18 protein-coding genes and 2 pseudogenes are annotated in these 25,243 nt (G+C 37.0%); 11 read left to right on the forward strand and 9 right to left on the reverse strand.

The window, feature by feature from the left end; all coding sequences use genetic code 11:
* Window positions 1–649: 649 nt before the first annotated feature.
* Together ACX1N5_RS15015 and ACX1N5_RS15020 are read right to left on the reverse strand one after the other, a co-directional pair.
* The gene (locus ACX1N5_RS15015) at window positions 650–949 is read right to left on the reverse strand and encodes a hypothetical protein (RefSeq protein WP_131382149.1); all 300 of its coding nucleotides are present in this window, start codon (window positions 947–949) and stop codon (window positions 650–652) included.
* 3 nt (window positions 950–952) lie between these two features.
* Complete coding sequence (locus ACX1N5_RS15020) at window positions 953–1,591, reverse strand: AAA family ATPase (RefSeq protein ID WP_004749515.1); 639 nt, start codon at window positions 1,589–1,591, stop codon at window positions 953–955.
* A gap of 390 nt (window positions 1,592–1,981) precedes the next feature.
* On the opposite strand from ACX1N5_RS15020, the gene repM reads away from it, so the two are divergent.
* From repM to ACX1N5_RS15040, 4 genes are all read left to right on the forward strand, one after another.
* Window positions 1,982–2,914 (forward strand): replication initiation protein RepM, encoded by a 933-nt coding sequence (gene repM / locus ACX1N5_RS15025; protein WP_171458184.1) that lies wholly within the window; start codon window positions 1,982–1,984, stop codon window positions 2,912–2,914.
* Between the two features lie 2,276 nt (window positions 2,915–5,190).
* Entirely contained in the window at window positions 5,191–6,627 is a 1,437-nt protein-coding gene (locus ACX1N5_RS15030; RefSeq protein WP_458803364.1) for a cytochrome ubiquinol oxidase subunit I, read from the forward strand.
* Complete coding sequence (cydB, locus tag ACX1N5_RS15035; protein WP_458803366.1) at window positions 6,620–7,624, forward strand: cytochrome d ubiquinol oxidase subunit II; 1,005 nt, start codon at window positions 6,620–6,622, stop codon at window positions 7,622–7,624. Before ACX1N5_RS15030 ends, cydB begins: the two co-directional genes overlap by 8 nt.
* A 309-nt stretch (window positions 7,625–7,933) precedes the next feature.
* Entirely contained in the window at window positions 7,934–8,179 is a 246-nt protein-coding gene (locus ACX1N5_RS15040; protein WP_207788516.1) for a type II toxin-antitoxin system MqsA family antitoxin, read from the forward strand.
* Window positions 8,180–8,225: 46 nt separating this feature from the next.
* Here ACX1N5_RS15040 and ACX1N5_RS15045 read toward each other — a convergent pair whose 3' ends face one another.
* The 7 genes from ACX1N5_RS15045 to ACX1N5_RS15075 all read right to left on the reverse strand — a co-directional run bounded on the left by ACX1N5_RS15045 (window position 8,226) and on the right by ACX1N5_RS15075 (window position 13,382).
* Window positions 8,226–8,567 (reverse strand): carboxymuconolactone decarboxylase family protein, encoded by a 342-nt coding sequence (locus ACX1N5_RS15045; RefSeq protein ID WP_458803369.1) that lies wholly within the window; start codon window positions 8,565–8,567, stop codon window positions 8,226–8,228.
* A 16-nt stretch (window positions 8,568–8,583) separates the two neighbouring features.
* Complete coding sequence (locus ACX1N5_RS15050; protein ID WP_458803371.1) at window positions 8,584–8,979, reverse strand: rhodanese-like domain-containing protein; 396 nt, start codon at window positions 8,977–8,979, stop codon at window positions 8,584–8,586.
* Between the two features lie 622 nt (window positions 8,980–9,601).
* Complete coding sequence (locus ACX1N5_RS15055; protein ID WP_458803373.1) at window positions 9,602–9,958, reverse strand: roadblock/LC7 domain-containing protein; 357 nt, start codon at window positions 9,956–9,958, stop codon at window positions 9,602–9,604.
* A 355-nt stretch (window positions 9,959–10,313) separates the two neighbouring features.
* A complete protein-coding gene (locus ACX1N5_RS15060; RefSeq protein WP_458803375.1) occupies window positions 10,314–10,814 on the reverse strand; it encodes a hypothetical protein in 501 nt (166 codons plus the stop codon).
* 260 nt (window positions 10,815–11,074) lie between these two features.
* Window positions 11,075–11,500 (reverse strand): roadblock/LC7 domain-containing protein, encoded by a 426-nt coding sequence (locus tag ACX1N5_RS15065; RefSeq protein WP_458803377.1) that lies wholly within the window; start codon window positions 11,498–11,500, stop codon window positions 11,075–11,077.
* Between the two features lie 3 nt (window positions 11,501–11,503).
* Window positions 11,504–12,046 (reverse strand): GTP-binding protein, encoded by a 543-nt coding sequence (locus tag ACX1N5_RS15070; protein ID WP_131390180.1) that lies wholly within the window; start codon window positions 12,044–12,046, stop codon window positions 11,504–11,506.
* Window positions 12,047–12,629: 583 nt separating this feature from the next.
* Window positions 12,630–13,382: a sulfite exporter TauE/SafE family protein gene (locus tag ACX1N5_RS15075; protein WP_458803379.1), complete on the reverse strand. Its 753-nt coding sequence runs from the start codon at window positions 13,380–13,382 to the stop codon at window positions 12,630–12,632.
* 99 nt (window positions 13,383–13,481) lie between these two features.
* Here ACX1N5_RS15075 and ACX1N5_RS15080 point away from each other — a divergent pair, with 99 nt between their 5' ends.
* The 7 genes and pseudogenes from ACX1N5_RS15080 to ACX1N5_RS15110 all read left to right on the forward strand — a co-directional run.
* Window positions 13,482–14,375, forward strand: coding sequence for a LysR family transcriptional regulator (locus ACX1N5_RS15080; protein WP_458803381.1), 894 nt, complete (start codon window positions 13,482–13,484; stop codon window positions 14,373–14,375).
* Window positions 14,376–14,745: 370 nt separating this feature from the next.
* Window positions 14,746–16,920 (forward strand): TonB-dependent siderophore receptor, encoded by a 2,175-nt coding sequence (locus ACX1N5_RS15085; protein ID WP_458803383.1) that lies wholly within the window; start codon window positions 14,746–14,748, stop codon window positions 16,918–16,920.
* Between the two features lie 240 nt (window positions 16,921–17,160).
* Window positions 17,161–18,636: an aldehyde dehydrogenase family protein gene (locus tag ACX1N5_RS15090; RefSeq protein ID WP_131382126.1), complete on the forward strand. Its 1,476-nt coding sequence runs from the start codon at window positions 17,161–17,163 to the stop codon at window positions 18,634–18,636.
* A 396-nt stretch (window positions 18,637–19,032) separates the two neighbouring features.
* Complete coding sequence (locus ACX1N5_RS15095; protein WP_131382124.1) at window positions 19,033–20,598, forward strand: sensor domain-containing diguanylate cyclase; 1,566 nt, start codon at window positions 19,033–19,035, stop codon at window positions 20,596–20,598.
* Window positions 20,599–21,190: 592 nt separating this feature from the next.
* A complete protein-coding gene (locus tag ACX1N5_RS15100; protein ID WP_131382122.1) occupies window positions 21,191–22,762 on the forward strand; it encodes a sensor domain-containing diguanylate cyclase in 1,572 nt (523 codons plus the stop codon).
* An 840-nt stretch (window positions 22,763–23,602) separates the two neighbouring features.
* Window positions 23,603–24,565 (forward strand): annotated as a pseudogene (locus tag ACX1N5_RS15105) (ESPR domain-containing protein); the annotation flags it as partial.
* Between the two features lie 186 nt (window positions 24,566–24,751).
* Window positions 24,752–25,030 (forward strand): annotated as a pseudogene (locus tag ACX1N5_RS15110) (hypothetical protein); the annotation flags it as partial.
* Window positions 25,031–25,243 lie beyond the last annotated feature (213 nt).

Raw genomic sequence — 25,243 nt, forward strand, 5'->3', positions numbered from 1 at the left:
AAGTTATGAAGTTATGAAGTTATGAAGTTATGAAGTTATGAAGTTATGAAGTTATGATATTTAATCCTAAATAAGTATGTAAATAATTTTATATTATTATTTAGGATAAATTAAAGTATTAGCAGTGATTACTTTGGGCAGGACAAAAATAGGCCATAAAAAGCATGTCTATACAAGATTAGCATATTCAAGTTTTAGAGTTTCACCCATTAGCTCAGAATCCCCCTTTTTTGCTTTTTGATCTTCGAGTACGGGCTACCAATAGCTTGTAAATGACTTTGTGAGCCTGTCATCGAATCATACAGAAGCTATTCAAAATTAATCGCAGAGGTCTGAACAATGGCTGCGTGAAACAGGAGTATCTGCTTTGCACTCTTATTATCAGCTCTCCAGATTGCAAAACTACAATTGTTTATATTTTTCTGCCTATCCATGTTAATGCCTAGAATACTACTTTGCTGTAATCGGTCTATTCTAGTGGGCTGGAACCATGGTGTAATCTATGTAGGAATTGAGGCGTTTGAGATTATCTTTTATTTTGAGTTCTTAAGTCAGCCTGCTAACAAGGTTTATTCCTTTGTTCATTTAATATATTGCCTGATTCTGTTATTAAGGTGATAAATAACAAATTCAGGCAATTACACAAAAATTACTGGCTCTTTTTATGAATTAATGCTTGAAACTCTTCAGGAGTCTGCTCAGCCAATGATTCTAAAGCCATTCTGACAATACTCGATCTATTTACGCGGGCATTGTTGCTTTTAACAATTAAATCATCAATTAATTGGTTCAATTCCTCATTTAACGAGAACGTACAACGAACAAATTTTTTTTGAGAAACTTCTAGATCTTTAACTCTTTTTTCTGCACCAGAGATAAAATTTTCAACAAGCTGATCTTGTTCCAAAAGCTCTTCCGTTTTCTTCTTTAAACCGCCCAAACCTGCCATAAATTACACTCCTAAGAATTCTTGTGCGATGCCTTCAATTTCGGCTTTGGCTTTATAATCACTGGTTACTTCAAATACAGAAAGACCATTTTCATCAGCATCGTCATAAACATTTCGATTCGTTGTAATTTGATTCAATGCTTTAATACCAAAAGATAAACATGCATCTTTAGCGTCTAAAATACGTTGAACTTGTGAGGGTAATGTTGGGCATTGCGTAATAATTGCACGAGCATTTAAATCAGGATTGACTGCTTTTGCTAATTTTAACACTTGCTCCATATGATCAAGTGTCTTTAGATCTCTACGTTTTGGTCTAAATGGTAATAACATATGTGTGGCTATTGTCATTGCAGAACGTAATGCTTCAGAATCTTGACCACCCGCATCAATCACAATATCTTGATATCTTTTTGCCAAATCTTTTAAAACAAGGCGAATGTTGCCTGATGCTTGAACAGAAGGAATATTTTTCAACTGTTCATTATCATCACGTTCTTTAATCCAATCTGTAGTTGTACCTTGTGGATCTGCATCTAGTAAAAGTACATCTCTATTTTTAGTTTGCAAATAAACACTTAAATTCTGAGCAAGGCAGCTTTTACCAGCACCACCTTTTTCGCCACCAACTAAAATAATCATAAGTTATGCAAGTTACGTAATTTTGTTAAAAGTAATGTATAGTGTTTTATGGTTTAAATCAACTATCAAGAAATACAAATTTAAAAAAGTTATCCACAAGTAATCATATATTTTTAAATTTATATATATTTTTAAATTTATATTTATAGGTAGCCTGCAAGCCTTATTCTATCTAGCATCTGGAGGATATATATGGACAGATTCCTGACAATATATGGACGGATTCCTTGATTAATATGGACGGATTCCTGACAATATATGGACAGATTCCTGACAATATATGGACGGATTCCTGTCATTAATGGACGGATTCCTGTCATCAAAAAATCTTCCATTAATGGACATTAAGTGGTAATGTCCATTAATGGTTTTATTATCATTAAACACAATATGGCAAATGTAATTTATAAAGATAACAACCTCATTGAAGCATCTTACGCTTTAAGTTTGTCTGAGCAACGCTTAATTTTAATTGCAATCATTGCCGCTCGAGACATTGAACAAGATCTTACAGCAGATACGATGCTGACGATTCATGCATCTGAATATATGAAGCACTTCAATTTAGAGCGCCAATCTGCTTATGAAGCACTCCAGGCTGCATGTGACAACCTTTTTGAACGTAAACTTACGTATAAAGCAATAGATCCTCAGACAGGCAAATTAGCGGTTTATAAGAGCCGCTGGGTATCTAAAGTCGGTTACGTTAAAGAAGCAGCGTGCGCGCAATTGGTTTTTGCTCCAGATATTTTACAGCTGTTTGTCAAACTCGAAGAAAAATTTACTCGTTATGAATTGAAACAGATTTCTCAATTGTCGAGTGTCTATGCCATACGTTTGTATGAACTTCTCATTAGATGGCGAGGTAAAGGTAAATTATATATTAGCGTCTCTCAACTCCGTGAAAAGCTTGGTTTACTTGAAAATGAATATCAGGTCATGGGCGATTTCAAAAAGCGTGTACTGACGGTTGCAATTGACCAGATCAATAAGTTTACCGATATTGATGTGAGCTATACACAAAAAAAAGAAGGAAGAACAATTACACATATAGAGTTCTCTTTCGATCTTAAAACAGCACTCATCAAAAATGAGATCTTATTAGAACCAACCTATTCACTGACAGCAAAGCAATGTGCTTTTTTTGCCCAAAAATTGTGTGATCTTACACTCTATCCAAAATTCGGAGCTAAATATGCGAATATAGGTGAATCAATTGAAGATTTTCGCGAGAGAATCACACTTGAGCTTTTAGAGCAAGAAAATGTGAAGAAGTACTATCCGTATTTATTAGAAGTTGGGTTCAAAGAAAAATTTAAATAACTCAAATACCAGCGAAGCCAAAACTGATAAATACCCTGTTTATTTTTATAAAAAGTTTGATCAGTATTGCATAAGAGTCATCTCCAAGCTTTTTTAGAGATTTGGCGTTTTTAGATGATTATTACGTTCGGATATAAATTGCCCCCATTTCTTTTGTACAGAGCATGCTGAGAAAGCAAATTTTAGCCCTGATACTGCAAAATAGCCATAAAGCCAGTTGCGAGTATATCTAAGCATGATCCCCAGCTTTTGAGCTTATAAGTCCATATGCGGAGGCTGAAAGCCCTTCAATGTTAAAACCCTGTAAAAGCGTGTTGTGTAGAGTCGTCTAGTATATAAGCAAGCTTATAATAAAAACAGAAGATAGACCTCATAACTTACATAAGTTATTTAACTTTATAACTTATAAATTAATTTATCTGTGATACAGATCGTAATGAAATCAATATTTTGTTGCTGATGATCAATGTTAAGCCATGATGTGCATATATGGACAGATTCCTGACAAAACTTAAGATTCATAACTTAAGTAACTTACATAAGTTATTTAACTTTATAACTTATAAAATAATTTATCTGTGATACAGATCATAATGAAACCAATATGTTGTTGCTGATGATCAATGTTCAGCCATGATGTGCATATATGGACAGATTCCTGACAAAACTTAAGACTCATAACTTAGACAACTTGCATAAGTTAAATAACTTTATAACTTATGAATCAATCGTTAATTTATCTGTGATACGAATCATAATGAAATCAATATGTTGTTGCTGATGATCAATGTTCAGCTATTATTCACATATATGGACAGATTCCTGACAACATTTAAGATTCACAACTTAAGTAACTTGCATAAGTTAAATAACTTTATAACTTATGAATCAATCGTTAATTTATCTGTGATACGGATCATAATGAAATCAATATGTTGTTGCTGATGATCAATGTTTAGCTATTATTCACATATATGGACAGATTCCTGACAACATTTAAGATTCACAACTTAAGTAACTTACATAAGTTAAATAACTTTATAACTTGTGAATCAATCGTTAATTTATCTGTGATACGGATCATAATGAAATCAATATGTTGTTGCTGATGATCAATGTTTAGCTATTATTCACATACATGGACAGATTCCTGACAACATTTAAGATTCACAACTTAAGTAACTTACATAAGTTAAATAACTTTATAACTTATGAGCCAATCATTAATTTATTTATGATACAGATCATAATGAAATCAATATGTTGTTGCTGATGAGTAATGCTCAGCCATGATATGCATATATGGACAGATTCCTGACAACATCTAAGATTCATAACTTAAGTAACTTTTGTAAGTTAAATAACTTTATAATTTATGAGTCAGTCATTAATTTACCTATGATATAGATCATAATGAAATCAATATGTTATTTCTGATAACCAATGCTCAGCCATGATGTGCATATATGGACAGATTCCTGACTAAACTTAAAATTTATAACTTAGGTAACTTTCATAAGTTAAATAACTTTGTCGTATAGAAAATTCAGAATTTAACCTTATGTGCCGCTTGATCTAGATTCAGCTAACTATGGATTGTGAAAATGTATATGTAAAGAGAGATAGAAATAGGTTTCATGTGGTTTAAAAACTCAACTGAATCAAATTCATATCAATTTATCTCAGACATGAATAAACACTAGAAGTATAGCGTTATTTTAAACATGCAAATTGTTCATGGAACATCACAGCTTCCATATATGTTCCTATGAATAAATAGATAAATAAGTCTAAACGTATAATCAAATACTAAGTTTTAAAAGTATGTATTTTAAGATTGTATAAAAAATAACCAGTTTATTGCTGCTTTTTTGATTGATGGATCTATTTTATAAAGTAGTGAATCGATCTTGTTTATATTTCATATGTTTCGATTGTAATGTTTCATTATGTTCATTGAAACAATTTTGTAATAATTATTTTTCATAAATTTATATTTTTTATTCATTAATTATTGATATTTATATAAATAAAATTTATTTCCGATTTGGCATCAAATTTGCGTTAAAGCTAAAGCAGCGTTTGCTTCTGTCAGGAAATTTTGATGTCAATTTTAGATTTTGCTGTGTAATTTTCTGACCTAAGCCAACTGTATGTTTAAGACGATGAACATTTATTTTGAACAAAACTTTTAAATTGTATGAAGAAGGTGAATAAATGACGATGTCTGGCTGGCTGGTGATGCAAGAATTCGTTCACCAAGAAGAGGTCAAGCAATGAGCCTCGGATTAACAGCGTTGGAACTGGCGCGTATTCAGTTTGCGTTTACGGTCTCTTTCCATATTATTTTTCCTGCCACTTCGATTGGGTTAGCCTGTTTTCTAGCCGTACTGGAAGGGCGTTGGTTAAAAACGCGTGATCCTGTATATCGGGATTTATTTAAGTACTGGATCAAAATTTTTGCTGTAGCTTTTGGCATGGGAGTAGTCTCAGGTGTGGTCATGAGCTATCAGTTCGGCACCAACTGGGCTGAGTTCTCACGTATTGCAGGTGGTATCACCGGCCCTTTACTCAGTTATGAAGTGCTTTCTGCATTTTTCCTTGAAGCAGGCTTCCTCGGCATCATGATGTTTGGCTGGGGGCGAGTTGGCGAACGCGCTCATTTTTTTGCCACGTTGATGGTCGCCATCGGTACATGTATTTCCATGTTCTGGATTCTGTCTTCCAATAGCTGGATGCAAACCCCACAAGGATTTGCGATTGAAAACGGAGTGATTGTACCGAAAGATTGGCTTGCAATCGTTTTTAACCCATCTTTCCCGTACCGCTTTGCGCATATGGCCGTGGCTGCATTTTTAGTATCAGCACTGGTTGTTGCAGGAACCTCTGCATGGCATTTGCTCAGAGGACGTCGGGATGTTTTGGTTAAACGCTCTTTTTCCATGGCGTTATGGATGATTTTATTTGCTGCGCCAGCTCAGGTTCTGGTTGGTGATCAACATGGTTTAAACACATTACATCATCAACCCGCCAAACTGGCAGCGATAGAAGGGCACTGGGAAACCAATCACCATGAATCTATGCCACTGTATGTGTTTGGTATTCCAAACATGCAAACTGAACACACAGATTATGCTGTAGGTATTCCCTATTTAGGTAGCCTGATTCTGACTCATGAACTCAATGGTGAAGTCAAAGGCCTTAAAGATTTCACTCCTGAGGATCGCCCAAATTCAACGGTATTGTTTTGGAGTTTCCGTTTGATGGTGAGCTTGGGCATGTTAATGCTATTGCTTGCCTTGTCTGGCTTATTGCTGCGTAAGGGCAACAAGTTGTACGAAACATCGTGGTTGCATAAATTTGCCATCATTATGGGGCCAACGGGTTATATCGCACTGCTTGCTGGGTGGTTTACCACTGAAATGGGGCGTCAGCCATGGGTCGTCTATGGCATTTTACGTACCAAAGATGCGCTATCGGGTGTGCCTGCGAGTCAGGTCGGTTTTACTTTAATTTTATTTGTGCTTGTCTATACCGTAGTGTTCGGTACAGGTGTGTACTACATCTTCAAACTCATGCACAAAGGCCCTCAGTTTATCTATGCTCCACCTGAAGAAATTGCAGGTGTTGGGCATTTTAAAACCCCAATGCGTCCACTAAGTGCAGTTGATGAAAGCATTGATCAACCAACTCAGGAGCAGAAGCATGATTGATTTATCTATCATTTGGGCAGTCATTATTGCACTCGGTGTGTTGATTTATGTCGTACTCGATGGCTTTGATTTAGGGATTGGCATTTTATTTCCCTTTATCAAGGACCCGCACAAACGTGATGTGATGATGAACACGGTTGCTCCTGTTTGGGATGGTAATGAAACATGGATGGTTCTGGGCGGAGCGGGGCTGTTTGCAGCCTTCCCTATGGTATATGCCACCGTGCTTTCAGCGCTGTATTTACCGATCGTCATGATGTTGATTGCCCTGATTTTTCGGGGGGTAGCATTCGAATTCCGTTTTAAAGCACAGCGTTCGAAACACCTTTGGGATGCGGCATTTATCTGGGGTTCAACCCTTGCCAGCTTTTTTCAGGGGATTTTGCTCGGGGCTTATATTCAGGGCATTCATACGCAGCACGGTATTTTTTCTGGTGGAAGCTGGGACTGGTTAACGCCTTTTTCTGTTTTCACAGGCATTGGCGTGGTGGTGATGTATGCGGCATTGGGCTGTGCATGGCTGATCCTGAAAACTGAGCATGATTTACAGCACAGTATGTATCGTTTAATGCCCAAGTTTGTGCTGGCATTGCTGGTGATTTTTGCAGGGGTGAGTTTGTATACGCCATATTCGCAACCTGCGATTGCCGCACGCTGGTTAAATCCGGCGCAACTGATCTATTTCAGTCCTGTACCAGTTTTGGTGCTGCTGTTTAGCTTTTTAATTTGGAAAGCTTGTCGCCAAAAACAGGAATTTCGGCCCTTTATTTATACCCTTGTGCTGATGTTTCTGGCTTATACGGGCTTTCTGATTAGCTTGTGGCCAAACATCATTCCACCATCAGTCACAATCTGGCAAGCCGCAGCGCCAGCCAATAGTCAGTTGTTTGCGCTGATCGGGGCATTGTTACTCATTCCGATCATTCTCATTTATACCATCATGGCGTACTGGGTATTTCGTGACAAAGTCCGTGTGGGTGATGAAGGTTATCATTAGGATGCATGTGATATGAAAAAATCTGAAATGCAATGGTTTATAGGGCTGTGGTTATTGGGTTTTTTAGGGCTAGGTATCATTGCTGCTATTTTTAGAGGGTTATTATTTCTAGCTTATTAATAAGAGCTATTTTAGACCCCATTTTATTTATCTCGCCGAGAAAATAAAATGGGTATAAATATTTAGGAAAGAGACCTAAGTGAAATAAATGAATTTTAAAATACGCTGAATATAAGTAAATTCGTTTGCTTATATTCAAAAATTTTGATTTTAATATAGATAAATAAAATAGATTAATTGTGGGGTGGTATGATATTAATAGCACAGCAACATCGATTTAATTATTTAAATCTTTCAGATATTCAGCCGAAAGATATTGTTTTTGCACGCAAGCGTTCAAAAATATCCCAAAATGAATTGGCCAGTATTTTAGGTATATCGGTTAGAACCTTAGAAAGTTGGGAAAGAGGGCATCGAAAACCCTCACGTGCAGCACAATCTTTACTCAGGTTGTTTATTCGTGCACCTAATTTATTGGTGACTTATTTAACCTGAAAACAAAAAAACAAATCACCTTGAGGTGATTTGTTTTTATTTTAAATTATTGATTTTTAGTGAATTCTTCAAAAGCTTCAATCGCATTTGCCGCATACATGAGAGAAGGGCCTCCTCCCATATAAACTGCCACAGACAGGACTTCATTGAGCTCTTCTAAGGTCATACCCATTTTCACAAGGCTGCGAGTATGAAAGCCAATACATCCATCACAGCGATTGGCAACCCCAATTGCAAGAGCAATTAATTCTTTGGTTTTTGCATTGATGACGCCTTCTTTCATGCTGCTTTGTGCTAATGCATTGAAATTCTTCATTGTTTCAGGAGAATTTTGGCGAATGGTTTTGATGTTATTGGAAATATTGTGCGTAAGTTCAGTAAATTTCATGATGATTTCCGTTTGGTTATTGAACGATTGGAAAATTGGCGTCTTGCCACGCTTGCATGCCGCCTTCGATAGAGAAAACGTGTGGAAAGCCCATATTTTGCAGAGAAAGCGCAGCAAGTGCTGAGCGACCGCCTGAGCGACAAATCAAGTAAATCTCATGCTGAGATAAAGCTTCCAGAGCAACTAAGGTGTCACAGTGCTGTAAAACAGAAGGGTGCTGGTGAATACGCATTTCTAAAACACCACGAGGCATATTTACCGCATGTTCAATATAACCTGATTGATATTCATCAGGTTCGCGGATATCAATTAAGATAATATGAGGGTTGCTGGTTTTTGATTTTAAATCTTGGATTGATATTTCCTTGATTTTAGATTTTGCCTCATCCACCAATTGGTTTGAAGTTTTCATTTCCACTCCACCTTTAAATATCATTGTTGATTATTTAAACTAAATTATAGAGATAAATATAGCAGGATGAAAGATTATTTTTAATTTAAATTTTATTTAAATTGTTTCATGGTTTTATTTTATTGATTTTGCACTTTATGACTATATACATCAACTTTACTCATGAAAAAAATAAAGTGGATGTAAAATCTGAAAGAAGTTTACGCGAGGTTTTTTGCTTATGTTTATGGGCTATTTTACGAATAAATGTGGTGGTTATGACTCAGTTTAGTATTGGAAATTATTTTTACCTATGGCTGGAGGCAAGCTGAGGATATTCGGAGCGGCCGAAGCCAAGTCATAAAAAAACCGACATTCTGTCGGGGTTCTTGTATTGGTTTACTCTGTATGATTTCTCTCATACTGTAGTGTCTTGGTGTATATGCATACTTTTATTTGAAGTACCCGAGAGCAAGTCTTTCTAAATTAAAAAAAGTCATCATATGGAATAGACCTCTTTCATAACTTACACTCTCTTTATCTTTTTCCCATAGGGAGAAATAAGAGAGGCTTATGAAAGAAGTCTAATACCTAAATCAAGCAGACATGCTTAGATAACGTTGTTTTGAATACAAAATTAAGATTAAGAAAAGTCCAATTCCTTTTCAAACGCTTTTAGTTCAAAGCGAGCCATCGCTAAATTTGATTTTTGACGATCTAAAACAAGATACAGAAATAAGTTATCATTGCTTTCAAGAGGACGAATCAAATGATATTGCTTACCTAGAGTAATTAAAATATCTTCAATATTATCATTTAATTGAAGTGCTTTCGCTACTTTACGTTTTGAGCGTATGACTTCGGTATTGCCTGCCGCAGCAAGTTCTAAATCTATGCTGGTTCCTTGAGTGGCTAAAGCTAAACCACTTTCACTATCTACCAATGCTGCTGCAATAAAACCATCTATGCCAGTTAGACTATCTAAAACAATACGACTCATTTTACTTTCTACCTTAAGTTAAGGGTTTCCCCATAAGAATATTGATTTAAAGACCAAGTTTTTTACGCAATTTTGTGAAAAAACTGCGAACTTTAACCAACTGGTTTTGATCAGTTGATTCATTATTTCTCATGAATTTAGCCTCATCAGAAACAACATACGAACCCATTTTGAGCATATAGCTAGTCGCAACAAACCTTATGATTTGTTTTTCGGGAATATTTAACTTATTGATTACCATTTGAATCTGAGCACCTTGGGCAAAACATGCCGCAATTTTTAATAGATTTCGACGCTCATCGACCTGTTCGAATTTTGGCCAAATCTCTAATTTAAAATATTGATTGGTCTGAACCTATGGAAGTTGTATATCAGTAGAACGGTATGCCACTTGCCACAACCAGCTGCGTAAATCTTGTGCGGGCTGATTTTTGATGGTCTCCTGCACAAAGTGATTTGTGGCATAGGTTTGATTCAAGCTGTTGTCAAAAAAAATGATGGGATGAGATGGGTTGACCCAGACGCGCTCTGTCATGGTGTCGACTAAAGCTAAGAATCCCCGATAGTCGACTAACTGGATAAAACCATTTCTAGGCAATAAGCATTGATTAAATATGGTCGTGGTCGCGACAGATTTTTCTACCGTTGCAGAAGGTAGATTAAGCGCATAACCCGATGCATAATCAAAGAATTTCTCTTGTATCCATGCACGTAAATCTTCTAGCTGCGTTACAGGATAAGCTAAAGTGTCATCAACAATCTTTCCCTGCTGTTCTGGAACTTTAACCAGACGTAAGTACTGTATATGAATCTGCGAAAGAATTTTTTGAATGATCGATGAAGCAAAAAAAAGCATCGTTAACCATTAACAGGTCGATGTTTTTTTCAGAGATATTGACCCAGCGCACTTCTACCCCATGGGGAATAGATAACAATATTTGAGTTTTAAACTGCTCAAGCACATGCGGACTAAGACCAAACACAGCAATATGTAAAAACTTTTTCATTTTCTAATCGTATTAAGCTATGTATCATTGCGATATATCATAAAATTCATTTAAATACAGTAAATTACATGAAATTTAACAGTGGCGTGTTTTTCATATATACAATCATCTATATCGGGATTTGAGCTAAAGATTGAGAAGTTTTTTTGATTGCATACAGCATTTTCCCCATGAGAATGTCAGGTGAGCCTACCGCTATAATCAGCATAGGATAGTGCGCATGTTCCACACCTGTTAAAACCACATGCCCATTTTCCGCATTAAGTGAAAGAGTCTTACAGCCTGTTAAGTTGATTTCTGAAATGAAGGCGGACACCATAGCCAGAATCGAGCTAGAGACAGCAGCAATTTTTCCAGTATTTTCCAACTTTTTTTTACTCGCCAAAGCTAATTCAAAACCATCCGAAGAACACAGCATGACAAACTCAAGACCGCTCACATTATTTAAGAATTCATGAATTTGCATACGGCCAGTTTCAATCAATGCTTGAGGAATCTGGCGTGAAAGAGTATTGGTATTCACTTGCGGGCCCATCCTTTAAACCATTGCAATCGCGTGAGTTTCAATAGAAGCAATTAACACTTCAACCATAAGTAGAACATCATCTTTTTGTCTGGCATCTATCGCAAAAATTGGGTAACTGTAGTGGTGCAAACTCATCCAATCCCGATAAATCTTGAGCATTTGTTCATCGTGTTGATCGACATGCGTAATACCAATCACAATATTTTGACTATGGCTTTCAAAAGCGCTGATATAGCTTTGTAAATCTTGCAAACGATTTGCACATGAATGATCAATTAAAATACTGACGCCAATTGCACCTTTGCAGACGATAGACCACATAAAATCAAAACGATCTTGGCCAGGGGTGCCATATAGTCCAATTTTAGTGTCATCCTCAAGCACAATTTCACCATAGTCGATTCCGACTGTAGTGGAATACTTGCTATGTCTATTGATATCCGTATTGATTGCTTCAGTTTCTATGACAGGAATGTCGGAGAGCGCTTTAATAGCTGCTGATTTTCCAGCACCCATACTGCCGCCAAAAACAATTTTATATTGATGTAAAATCATATAGATACTCTCTTTCTATCAAGATTTAATAAGATATAAAATCTATTTGGTCGTTTTCGAACTAAAGCATGCACGATTTAACCCTATATTTAACCAACTGTTTACGAGTTGGTGGAACAAGCGAATGATGAATTAAACATCGGGATATCTTGCAAACGGAGCTTATGGCTAGCAATGTGAATAAACTGTGAATTTATTTGATATTTTAAGAATGGATGTGATTTTTATTGCTGTATGCAGCGAGAGATTTGTTAAATCTATTTTAGTTTTTATGGGCTCGTGTTAAACATTCATCATTTCCAGAAAAAATAATCACGGGCTCAAGCAACAGTGTTTTCACGACGTTGTCTAGCAGATGAAATCTCATGGAAACCTGTTGATATGGCTTTAATTTTGCAAAAAATTTCTCTGCCAAGTGCCTGTTTTTATATAAATACCAGCCCATCTATATATTTTTAGGTTTACCATGCTTTTTCTTGGCAGTGTTTGCGCTTATACCTATTGCTTTGAGCTGATGAAAGTCTGAGGTCACCAACAACTGCTGATTACGCTGCAAATGTGAAACGGATACATCTCCATACCTTTAACCAACTGCCAGATAACGAATCAGCAGACTGATGCCTGAACAAAGGACCAAAATATAAATGAATTGATTAAAGCGACTTAAACTCATTTTTGCTGTGATTTTTTTGCCGATATAAACACCACAGAGCATACTGGGAATCAGCAGTATGACCAAGCCCAACAACGGTAAAGAATACAGTCCCATGAGCAGGCACAAAATTAGCCGTAGGCTGGTGCTCAGTGAAATGAGAACACTCTGTGTAGATTGAATCTGTAGCTTGTTCGGGAGTTTTTGTTGTAAATATAGCGCATATAAAAAACCACCACTGCCAAATAATGCACCAAACAAACCACCAAATAGTCCTATTGGAATATGTAAATAGCTTCGGGAAGATGGATGAGAGATGGGCTTCTTAAACAATTGGTACAGACTATAACCGATACAAAAAATAGCCATAAATAAAAGTAATAACATCGGAGGACGTGTAGCCAGCAGATAGATACCCAGACCTGCGCCGAGACTCATAAATGGGAAAAGTTGCCGAACTTGGCGGTATTCAACGCTTGACTGTAATTGATACCAGTTTTTGATAGAGGCAATTGCATCAAGAATCACGATCATGGGAATGATTTGATTCAGCGGCATATACAGACTTAACCACGGAGCGGCAATCAGTGTTGTTCCAAACCCAGAAAAACCAAAAACGATATAGGAGAGGAAAATAATAGGGAGATAAACCCAATTCCACTGCATAAATAACCAATCCAACATATAAATTCCTCTTTTCTTTTTTATGAGCATAAGGCACTCATCTAATCTAATCTAATCTAATTCAATTTTTTGAATAAACGATCTAAAAAAGAGATCAATATGCCAAGCATGAAGCAATTGCAGTACTTAAAGAAAATTGTCGAGACGGGCAGTTATCATCAGGCTGCCGAGCAATTATTTATTGCACAGTCGGCATTGAGCCGCCAGATTTTGCTGCTTGAAGATGAACTGGGATTTCAAATTTTTAATCGGGAACTGCGACAAATTCGGTTAACTCCCGCAGGCGCCTATTTTTATAAAAAAACCAGTCAGCTATTGCAGGCATTGCAGCAATCAACGCTACAGGCACAAGAACTGAGTCAGGGAAAACAAGCTTATTTCACGTTAGCCCATTCCAGTAGTATTGGTTTATCAGAAAATTTTTTACAGAAAACTCAGCAGTTTGCCTTTACGCAACAAGTGAGTATCGAGATTGGTCAGTATTCTTCAGAGCAGCAGATTGAACTGTTAATCAATCGGCAGTTGGATATAGGTATATTACGTTTGCCTGTGCTTACGCATGATTATGCTGAACTGGAACTGGTCGAATATCAGAAAGAACGTCTTTACGCTGTATTGCCATCGCAACACGCGTTAGCAAACTGTGCGGTTTTACAGGTATCTGATTTAAAAAATGAGAAGTTTGTTTCTGTGCCACATCCTGAGCGTGGCGGTATGAGTTATGTGTTACGCAGTCTGTGTGTTGCTTCAGGATTTAACCCGAAACCTGCTGCTGTACGTTCGCGTAAACGTATGCAATTGATTTTGGTACAGCAAGGTTTTGGTGTAAGTATTATTGCTGAGTCTATGATTGATCGCACGCTCATGGCTGTAAATTATATTCCACTTTCAGATCAGGCTGCCTATGCTCAAGTGGTTATTGCATACCATCGACAAGCCAGTCCACTGTTAAAAAATTATGTTCAGGACTTATGTGATATTTCCAATTCATGAGTTTTTGGATTTTAAATGGATGAATATCAATCAGCTCATTTAATCTAAATACAAGATACGCAAAAAATCGTGGCGATGCGGCTTCATCAATAAATAGTTATCATCCAATATGCATCAGAGCTAATTAACTGAGTGTTTTGTAAAAATGCTCGTGGTAGAAAGCAATCCTACACCTGTTTGTACCCGACCAATCCTAAAATTATCTGACCATCATCTGATGATTTGAGGTGAAAATTGCCTTTCATCGGGATAAATGCTCAAAATCTACAGATGATGGTGAGAAAGCCTTGTTTAAAATCAAAAAAATGTGAATACTCATGCCCGCAAAAATACAAGCTTGCAAATTTTCTTTTTGGGTTAGGCAAATACCGTGAACACGTATCCATTTTCATTTTCTCGTTTACAACAGGCATTACTGGCTGTTAGCTCATTGTCATATTTGGGACTGAGTCCAGTATTGGCACATGCTGAAGATGATCTTCAGCAACTGGCAACTATTACCGTGTCGGCGAAAAAGTCACAGTCAGCGTATTATCAGCCCAAAATCAATTTGTCGGGCTTTGTCCAGCAAAATATTCTGAATATTCCTGCATCTATCAGTACGGTGACCGCAGAACGTATCGCCGATCAGCATGCCAAAACGCTCACCGATGTGGTGAAAAATGATGCAGCAGTGGGTGATGGTTATGCCGCGATTGGTTATTATCCAAACTTTATGATGCGCGGTTTTGCCTTAAATCTTGGATCAAGTTATTTGCTCAATGGCAATCTGCTACGCGGTGAACAAAATGTTGCACTGGAAAATAAAGAGCAAGTCGAAGTTTTAAAAGGCATCAGTGCCATGCAAAGCGGCATGTCAACGCCAGGTGGAGTAGTCAACTATGTCACCAAACGCCCGAAAGACATTCATTCTGTGACGGTTGAAACGGACAGTCATGCTGGTAACCGTGTTGCAATGGATTTTGGTGGGTTTCTAGGTGAAGATCAGCAGTTTGGCTATCGTATCAATCTTGCCAAAGAAGAAATGCATCCTTATGTTGAACACGCCAATGGACAGCGTGCATTTGGTTCTCTGGCTTTGGACTGGAAAATTTCAGATCGTTCAAAACTCGAATTTGATATCGAATCGCAGCGTCAACGCCAACGTTCTGTCCCGGGTTATCAGTTACTTGGTGGCACCACTGTACCAAGTGGCATTAGTTGGGATCGTCTGTTAGGTTATCAAAGCTGGGGTAAACCTGTCACTGATGAAAGCTTAAGTGCCAGTTTAAAATATATTTACCAGATCAATGATAACTGGAAGGCTCATCTTACTGCTTCACAAAGTCGTGCAGTGATTGATGATTATTCTTCATTCCCATATGGTTGCTATTATAGTAGCGTTTGTCAGGTTACAGGTTTAGGCAATACTTTTGACCCAAATGGTAATTATGACATTTATGATTACCGTAGCCCCAATGACACTTATTTGACCAATCAGTTTAAAGCAGGCTTAAACGGAAAATTTGATACAGGAGCGTGGCTGCATACTGTGAGTCTGGAATTGTCACAGACCTATAAACGCCATGCGCAATATAATGCGATTAATGAATGGGTTGGTACAGGTAATATTTATGGTAATAGTGCGACCTATAGCCCTACTACTGCAACTCTGGGCAATCATTACAAATCTTTAGAAAGTCAGCAAACAGCATTAAACTTGCTTGACCAGATCGACTTTAATTCACAGTGGTCGGTCTTGCTGGGTGGGAAGTTACTGCATTTAAATGAAAATGCCTATGCTGCTGACGGCAACAATATCCGCGATACCAATTTTGACCGTTTCCTTCCGCAACTTGCACTGATGTATCAACCTTGGGAACGTACTCATGTGTATGCTTCTTATGCCAAAGGTTTAAGTGATGGTGGGCAAGCGCCTTGGTATGCCAATAATGCTTATGCGACTTTGGCACCTGTGCATTCAACTCAGTATGAGTTGGGAATTAAGCAGCAGTGGAAAGCGTTACTCTTTACCGCAGCAGTGTTTGACTTGAAACAGGACAATCAATATACCAATACTGCGGGTGATTATGTCACCGATGGTCAACAGCACAATGTCGGTTTAGAATTGGGTCTGCAAGGTCGTTTAAACCAAAACCTAGATATCACCTCCACTTTAGCCCTGACTCGTTCACGCCTCGCAGGCATACAAACGGCTGAGTACCAAGGGCATCAAACTCAAAATGTACCGACCCTGCGTTTTGCCAGCCACTTGTCCTATCAGGTACCACAGATTGATGGACTTAGATTGTTGGCGGGAATGCAGTACAGCAGCAGTAAATATGCGAACAAATCGGGTACAGTCAAAGTACCAGGCTATAGCATATTTGATGCGGGTACAGCCTATAATTTCCGTGCCTATGGTTATGACAACACACTGCGACTCAATATTGACAATTTGTTCAATAAAAAATATTGGCGTGATACAAGCAGTTTCTTTGGAGACGACTATTTGTTCCTCGGTGCACCACGTACAGCACAATTGTCATGGACTGTGAATTTCTAAAATAAATAGATTTCTTTCATCATTGTTTACACCCTCTTTAATTTTCTCCCATAGGGAGAAAGAAAAGGGATTGATGAAAGAAATCTAAAATTAGACCATTTAATTCAAACTGCTTGAGCTGCCTGGCTCAAGCAGTTTTTTTTATTTTGGGTTATTTAATCCAATGCTTGGACTAAAAATTGCACTTAAAATCCTGTTACACTCAAATATGCCAGATTTGCAGAAAATTACAGGATAGTGATGTCATACCAGCAGTTATATATCAATGGTCAGTGGCTTAGCCCGAAAAATGGGCAAACTTTTAGCAGTATTGATCCGAGCAATGAACAGGAAATTGCCCAAGTTGCGGCGGCATCGGTGGAAGATGCCGAACTTGCTGTCCAAGCTGCTCGACAGGCATTTGATCAAACTGACTGGGCAAATCAGCCTAAGCAACGTGCAGCATATTTGCGTGCGATAGCCCAAGAAATCCGTAACCAGTTAGATACACTCGCTGAATTAGAAGTCCGTGATAATGGCAAGCCTTTGCCTGAGGCAGTTTGGGATATTCAAGATGCCGCAGGCTGCTTTGACTTTTATGCAGACTTGGCAGAACAACTTGATCCCAACCATGAAGAAAACATCCCCCTTGCTGATGAGCGCTTTAGCAGTGTCGTGCGTAAAGAAGCCGTGGGCGTAGCATGTGCGATTATTCCTTGGAACTATCCTCTTCTGATGGCCGCATGGAAGGTTGCACCCGCACTTGCCGCAGGTTGCACATTGATTTTGAAACCTGCCGAGGCGACGTCATTAACTGCGATTGAACTGGGTCGGATTGCCGAAAAAGTCGGTTTGCCTGCGGGCGTTTTGAATATCGTCACAGGAATTGGTCATGAAATCGGGCCATATTTAACTGCGCATCCTGAAATTGACAAGGTTGCTTTTACGGGGAGTGTGCCTGTAGGCAAGCAGATCATGCAATCGGCAGCACATAACGTCAAAAACTTAAGTCTGGAACTGGGTGGAAAATCAGCCTTTATTATTTTCTCTGACAGTGATCTTGATGCGGCAGTGGAATGGATCATGTTTGGCATCTTCTGGAATCAGGGACAAGTATGTTCGGCAACTTCACGAGTACTGGTTCAACAGGAAATTTACCCTGAATTATTGCAACGCCTAAGTGCTGCTGCGCAAAAAATCAAAATTGGCAATGGCTTGGATGCCGATGTCAAACTCGGCCCATTGGTCAATGCCAAGCAGTATCAGCAAGTGATGCAGGCGATTCGACAAGGACAAGCGGACGGAGTGCAATTACTTAGTGGTGGACAACGTCCTGCAGATTTGCCACACGGTTATTATGTAGAACCGACGATTTTTGTGGATGTGCCATTAGAACATCTGCTATGGACAGATGAAATTTTTGGCCCTGTAGTCGCTATTCGTGCTTTTCAACATGAGCAAGAAGCGATTCAACTCGCCAATAATTCCATTTTTGGTTTAGCAGGCGCGGTCATGTCGAAAGACCTGACCCGTTGCCAGCGAGTGGCACGTAAACTACGCGCAGGGATTATCTGGATTAACTGCTCACAACCGACCTTTACCGAAGCGCCATGGGGCGGCTATAAGCAAAGCGGTATTGGGCGTGAGCTTGGGATTTGGGGTTTAGAGAATTATCTGGAAATCAAGCAGATAACCAGCTATAGAAGCGACCAACCTTGGGGATGGTACACTTCTTGACATTGAGTTTCCTTACGCTAAAAATTTGCAAGGAACCTAAAGCTAGATATGTTTTCACTCAATAGGCTTTTTTCATACGCCCTCTTTTTTTCTCTTGCATTTTATTGAAAAATACTTCAATTTTGCTTAGAAATAAAAATAAAGAAGAGGTGAGCAATGATGAAACAAGCCTAATGTGGTGAATGCTCTCACGGCAGTGAATTAAATTTTGAACGCTTAAATGGTATTTCGTTATTTTTAAAAATTCCAAATAATCTTCTGTTTTTTTAGGCTAATCATACTTTTTAAAATAGTTATTAAAAATAGACTTAGATAATGAATATATATTTTACTTGTTAAATTTTAAGTTATATCATTTGATAATAGAAAAAATGATGAACTCATGACTGATACAAAATGATCTTTAAAAAATTCATTTATTCACTAGATTTGAACTTACGGAAGTTGATTTTATATCTTTCGATTTTTAGTGTTGTGAGTTTATTTATTGTGTCTTTGGTCGTGAGTTATTATATAGAAAAGCACGAGCTTTTACATAATGCTTTATCGGTTAATGCAGAGTATGCTGCTAAAATTGCCAATAGTTCAGACAGCCATTTTAAGATGATGCAAAAGGAGTTGGCATATAGTGCTGAAATTTTAGGAAAAAAATTTAATAATCAAAAATATATACAAAAAGAAGTCGAACGTTTAAAGTATCAGTCTAACTATTTCAATAGCGTGACTATTTCTGATCAAGACGGTAAATTTTTAAGTTTTGCACCATTGAAATTAAATTTTCAAAAAAATAAAGTGATTAGAAGTTTAGGATTTAAACTCTCTTTAGAGAAAAAAGCTCCCGTTATTTCCCCACCGTATTATGGTACAAGTAAAAATTTATTAATTTTTATCTCACAACCAATTTTTGATCAGCATCATCATTATTTAGGATTTATTGGTGCAACTATTTATTTAAAACAGGACAATATTTTAAATAAAATGCTTTCTGGTCATTATGGTTACAAGCATAACTATATGTATGTAGTTGATCAAAATAAATATATTTTATTTCACCCTGACATGAATAAAATTGGTCAATTATCCAATATTAATATTCAAAGCCTTGTGCATAAAAATCGTGGCGAAATTCGTTTGAACGATGAACATGGGAATGAATTGTTAGCGGGTTTTGCACGTATTCCAACTACAGGCTGGATGGTGATTTCTCAACAACCTGCGAGTGAGTTACTTAAGGAAACCAGCAACACAGTTTATGAAATGCTGGTGGGAATGTTGCTATTTTATATCCTGATTTTCTTTGTTATCTGGAAAATTTCCTATCTAATTTCAAGCCCTTTGTCTTTATTGGCAAACATGGCAAGTAATCTACATAAACCTGACATTGAGGCAAGCATTGAACGTGTTAATCCTTGGTTTGTTGAGGTGCGTAAGTTTAAAAGCGCATTGTTAATCAGTTCACAGCATTTTAAGAAAACTATTTCTGAACTTAACCTTTATATGCATACAGATCCACTTACCCATTTATATAATCGGCGTGGTATGGGATTGTCTGTGGCTCATTTTATTGAAACAGGTATTCCGTTTGCAGTCATCTCAATTGATATCGATTATTTTAAGAAAATTAATGATAATTTTGGGCATGACCAAGGTGACGTAATTTTAAAAAAAATTGCCGACCATATCCGTTCTAATTTCCGTGATGAAGATATTTGTTGTCGTAGTGGTGGTGAAGAATTTGTGGTTTTGGCTGCTAGGCTAAAATTGGAAAATGCTATAAGGCTGGCAGAACACTTGCGTAAAAAAATTGAATGTACATCAATGCCTTTGGTTGGTGAAGTAACAATTTCTATTGGTATTTCACACTGGCCAACCACTTCAAAAAATATAAAAACTGTATTTAAACGTGCGGATGAGTGTTTATATAATGCTAAAGCCGATGGAAGAAATTGCATCCGTTTTTAGGGTTGAAAATACTTATATAATGTTTATATGTTATTCATCGAATTATTTTTCTTTCTGAATATAAATATAAGTAAGTTTTAATTTATTAGATCTTTTATAAGCATATCTTATTTATTTTAATTTCATTAAGAAATATCTCAATTTTTCTTAGGGAGAGAAATAAAAAAAACCTAAACCATGATGAAAATAAGCCTATGCTAAACACTAAAAAATTATGGTTATCTTATTTATTTTTAAATAAATATCAATAATCTATGGCTGAAATGTGGAAATTAAAATATAGAATTTTTGATAAACATACACTTTTATCAGGTTTTCAGTATGATACTAAATGATTTGCTATAGTTTATATTTATATAAAATTAAGAAAATGTGATTTTATTCTCATTTTATTGCTTTATTTATGACATAGGCTCATTTTATAAGGTCATTTTTCTCATAAATTACGTTGAAATACATTTCAATCTCGCTCAGAAAGAAAAATAAAAAGTGTGTAAACTATAAATTATCATAAATAACCATATTTCTTTTGATTATTATTCGCTTTTAATCGTATAATTTTTTGAATTAAATTTGAAGTACTCAATGTGTAATGTGGCTAAGAAAAATCATTTACTCACTTAATTTAGACCTGAGAAAACTCATTCTGTGTCTCGCTGCATTTAGTGTTTTTAGCCTATTTATTGCCTCATTACTTGTCAGCTATTATGTCCAGAAAAAAGAGCTGATACAAAATGCATTATCAGTTAACTTGGAATATGCTCAAAAAATATCCAATGGAACTGACAGCCATTTTTCCATTATGCAACATGAACTCGCTTATAGTGCTGCCTTGCTAGGGCAGAATTTTAATAATGCTCAGCTACGTCAAACTGAAGTTGAACGCTTGAAGCATCAATCCAATTATTTTAATAGTGTACTGATCTCTGATAGTACAGGGCGTTTTTTGAGCTATGCACCAGTCCAGTTAAAACTCAATACAAACGTGGTTAATCATACTATAGGCGTAAAATCCTCACTGCAAAAGAAAGCAGCATTTATTAGTTCGCCTTATTATTCGATTAAAAATAATCTCATCATTTTTATTTCACAGCCAATTTTTGACCAGCAGCATCGTTATTTGGGATTTATAGCGGCTTCAATTTATTTAAAGCAAGACAATATTTTAAATCAGATGCTTGCCAGCAAATATGGTTATAAGAAAAATTATATGTATGTCATGGATAGTTCTAGAAGAATTATTTTTCATCCCAATGAAAAGCGTATAGGTGAGACTGTAAAAAATAATACAGGTCTGGATGCGATGACCCGCAATAAACAAGGCTCCATTCGTTTGATCAATAGTCTAGGGATCGATAACTTGGCAGGCTTTGCTCGGGTTCCTTCAACCAATTGGATTGTGGTATCACAACAACCAACACATGAACTTTTGGATCAGGCGAATAAAATAATTTATAAAATTCTATTTGGTATGTCATTATTTTATATTGTGATTTTTTTAATTATTTGGCGAGTTGCTTACCTAATTTCTAACCCGCTCTCTGATTTGGCTAAAATGGCAAGTGATCTTAGCCATCCTGAAATAGATGAAAAAATTAAACAGGTTGAGCCGTGGTTTGTCGAAGTCTTGAAGTTCAAAATTTCCTTGTTGCTCAGTTCGCAATATTTTAAGCAAACGATTACTGAGCTAAATTATCATGTCAATACTGACCCGCTCACAGGCTTATATAATCGTCGTGGTATGGATTTGTTTATCGATGATTTGGTAAAAACCAATACTGAGTTTGCGGTTATTTTTATTGATATTGATCATTTTAAAAAGATTAATGACACCTTTGGGCATGATAAAGGTGATCTGGTACTCAAAGAGCTGGCTGCTTATATTAAATCGAATTTCCGTAGTGATGATGTTTGCTGTCGAATTGGCGGTGAAGAATTTGTGGTACTTGCTCCAATTTTTGATTTGGATTTTAGTTATTCTTTAGCAGAAAACTTGAGAAAAAGCTTAGAAAATCATCAAATTGATCTTGTTGGTACAATTACTGTATCGATCGGGATCGCATATTGGCCATTAAGTTCAAAAAATGTAGAAACAGTATTTAAAATTGCCGATCAGAATTTGTATCGTGCTAAAAATGAAGGGCGTAATTGTATTCGGATATAGTTGAAGTCAATAGGTTTATCATGCATTTAATATAGTTGAGAATTGCGGATAAAAATTGGTTTTAAAGGTGACAGTAAAACAATACGATGTTTGCTGCACAACTAATCTACGCCTTTAATGATTTTGCCTGACTGAAACTATTGGTTCGCTGCGATTAGTTGTATTTTAAAAAATTTGAATCAACCTATTGAAAATTTTAAAATAATAGCGTGATAAAATATTCCTATCAGTTAAGCATTTTAGAAGTGTTATTCATTGGTATTAAATATAAATATTTCAATAACATAAATATATTTAACTCGCTAATACATAAAAAAATCTTGATTAAAACCCTTGTCATATCCTTAGTTAGCATATGAGCTGCTTTAGCTCATTCATCTATATGAATTCAGATTCTAAGCTTTGCATTCTACCTTCATGAAAGATTATCAGAACGATCAGTTATGGATTGATTCAACCAAGCTGTCTGTGTGTAAAAATCAGCTGATTCAACATGATGAATTTATGCTAGTGATTGCAACGACATTATTTTTTAAATCAATCTCGAAGTTATAAAAAAGTAGGTTTCTCGTGTTGCAGATACAGCAACCTGTCATGGATTTTGTTTAGCGATTCAATTTTTTATCGCTATTTTTTGTAAATTTAATCGCAATAAATTCTAAATTTTAAAGTAAAAATAAAATAATTTTGCATTATTTTTGTCACTTTTTTAAAAATAAAACAACTAGTTAACAATAAATCGAAAAAAACAATAATTCATATATAATAAAATGTATTGTGTGAACTGTGTCACATAATTAAAATAAATTAAGACATTCATTGAAAATAAAAGTAGTTAAAATGAACAAAATATACCGTATTGTGTGGAATTCTTCGTTAGGGGCATGGGTAGCAGTTTCGGAAATTGCCAAAGGAAAAACGAAAAGCAATTGTGGAAGTGCTGGCGGGGTGGTTGAACAGCAAAATAGTCATTCTGAAGATACAACTTTTAAAATATTTAATTTAAAAACATTGTCTTTCGCATTGATAACGGCATTTGCACCATCTTTTGTTTTTGCTGGGGCGCTGGATGGGGGGAGTGTTTTTTTAAACTGTAACCCAACAAACTCTAATGGTAGTGGTGCAACAGCAGGTCAAAGTGTAGCTGTGGGAGCATATGCTTGTGCGCCTGGCGATCAATCGATTGCAGTTGGTGCAAATACTTATGCAAAAGGTAATTCTTCAGTTGCAATAGGTGGAGATGATTTAAATAAGGTTGCTGGTACTGCGGCGACTGGGGGATTAAACTCAACTGCTGCTGCACAAACATATAAAAAATTAACAGGTGATTCTCTTATTGCGGCTGAAGATGGCCAGACAGGTGTTGGGCATCAATATATTAATACGGAAGCAGGTAATGGTGCTGTTGCTTTAGGTGTTCAGGCGACAGCAAAAGGTGATCTGGCAACTGCATTCGGTACACGAGCAAATGCTCAAGGTGTAGCAAGTGTTGCTTTAGGGGTAGGTTCTTATGCTTCTAAAGATGGTGCTGTTGCTTTAGGTGCAGGTAGTACCACAACAGGTAGTGCAACTAAAATTACAAGTGCCACAGTAAATGGCGTTGATTTTATAAATTTTGCGGGTGGAGCTAACTTTGCTGGTGACGTATCAGATGCTGGTCGTCAAGTTTCTGTCGGTAGTGTTGGAAATGAACGTCAAATTAAAAATGTAGCGGCAGGTGCTATCTCAGCTACTTCTACTGATGCGCTGAATGGTAGTCAAGTTTATGCTGTTACAAAGCAGTTAATTGATAAAATTGATTCAAATACTCCCGTTGTTTATACCGATGCTTCAGGAAATAAAGTTAAAAAAGCCAATGATGGTAATTGGTACAAAGCTACAGATGTAGATAGCAATGGCGATAAAATTGGTACGCCTACAGCAATTTCCTCTGCAAATATTGTTACATCAATCAATAATGCCAGTGGCTCAACAACTGCCCCTACTATTTTAAAAAATGTGGGTGCAGGCGCAGTCAATGTGACCTCAAAAGATGCAGTGAATGGTGGTCAACTATATAACGTATCCAACAGCGTCAAAACCGTTCTTGGCGGCAACAGCAGCATTGCAGCGGATGGCAGCATCAGCACCAGCAACATTGGTGGCACAGGTGCCGACACCGTGGACGGAGCAATTGCAGCAGTCAAAAGCAGTGCGACCAAAGCCAAAACCACAGTCACGCAGGGTGACAACATTGTAGTCAATAGCACCACCAATGCCGATGGCAGCATCAACTATCAAGTTGCAACCGCCAAAGACCTGAGCGTGGACAGCATCACCGCAGGCAACAGTCTGTTGAACAATGCGGGCTTGAGCATCAACGATGGTACAGGCAACGTGACCCATGTGACGGCAACAGGCACACAGGTGAGCGATGGTACACATAGCAGTAACTATGGTGCGAATGGTTTCAGCATTGCGGGCGGCCCAAGCGTGACTTCG

The sequence above is a fragment of the Acinetobacter sp. ANC 4636 genome (genome assembly GCF_054454555.1).

Excerpts from the sequence above, each read along its gene's own strand:
- cydB (WP_458803366.1), top strand. The coding sequence starts at position 6,620 with ATGATTGATTTATCTATCATTTGGGCAGTCATTATTGCACTCGGTGTG.
- ACX1N5_RS15075 (WP_458803379.1), bottom strand. The coding sequence starts at position 13,382 with ATGTTGGATTGGTTATTTATGCAGTGGAATTGGGTTTATCTCCCTATT.
- ACX1N5_RS15070 (WP_131390180.1), bottom strand. The coding sequence starts at position 12,046 with ATGATTTTACATCAATATAAAATTGTTTTTGGCGGCAGTATGGGTGCT.
- ACX1N5_RS15065 (WP_458803377.1), bottom strand. The coding sequence starts at position 11,500 with ATGGGCCCGCAAGTGAATACCAATACTCTTTCACGCCAGATTCCTCAA.
- ACX1N5_RS15055 (WP_458803373.1), bottom strand. The coding sequence starts at position 9,958 with ATGAGTCGTATTGTTTTAGATAGTCTAACTGGCATAGATGGTTTTATT.
- ACX1N5_RS15030 (WP_458803364.1), top strand. The coding sequence starts at position 5,191 with ATGAGCCTCGGATTAACAGCGTTGGAACTGGCGCGTATTCAGTTTGCG.
- ACX1N5_RS15100 (WP_131382122.1), top strand. The coding sequence starts at position 21,191 with ATGTGGCTAAGAAAAATCATTTACTCACTTAATTTAGACCTGAGAAAA.
- ACX1N5_RS15045 (WP_458803369.1), bottom strand. The coding sequence starts at position 8,567 with ATGAAATTTACTGAACTTACGCACAATATTTCCAATAACATCAAAACC.
- ACX1N5_RS15040 (WP_207788516.1), top strand. The coding sequence starts at position 7,934 with ATGATATTAATAGCACAGCAACATCGATTTAATTATTTAAATCTTTCA.
- ACX1N5_RS15090 (WP_131382126.1), top strand. The coding sequence starts at position 17,161 with ATGTCATACCAGCAGTTATATATCAATGGTCAGTGGCTTAGCCCGAAA.
- repM (WP_171458184.1), top strand. The coding sequence starts at position 1,982 with ATGGCAAATGTAATTTATAAAGATAACAACCTCATTGAAGCATCTTAC.
- ACX1N5_RS15080 (WP_458803381.1), top strand. The coding sequence starts at position 13,482 with ATGCCAAGCATGAAGCAATTGCAGTACTTAAAGAAAATTGTCGAGACG.
- ACX1N5_RS15020 (WP_004749515.1), bottom strand. The coding sequence starts at position 1,591 with ATGATTATTTTAGTTGGTGGCGAAAAAGGTGGTGCTGGTAAAAGCTGC.
- ACX1N5_RS15050 (WP_458803371.1), bottom strand. The coding sequence starts at position 8,979 with ATGAAAACTTCAAACCAATTGGTGGATGAGGCAAAATCTAAAATCAAG.
- ACX1N5_RS15060 (WP_458803375.1), bottom strand. The coding sequence starts at position 10,814 with ATGCTTTTTTTTGCTTCATCGATCATTCAAAAAATTCTTTCGCAGATT.
- ACX1N5_RS15015 (WP_131382149.1), bottom strand. The coding sequence starts at position 949 with ATGGCAGGTTTGGGCGGTTTAAAGAAGAAAACGGAAGAGCTTTTGGAA.
- ACX1N5_RS15095 (WP_131382124.1), top strand. The coding sequence starts at position 19,033 with ATGATCTTTAAAAAATTCATTTATTCACTAGATTTGAACTTACGGAAG.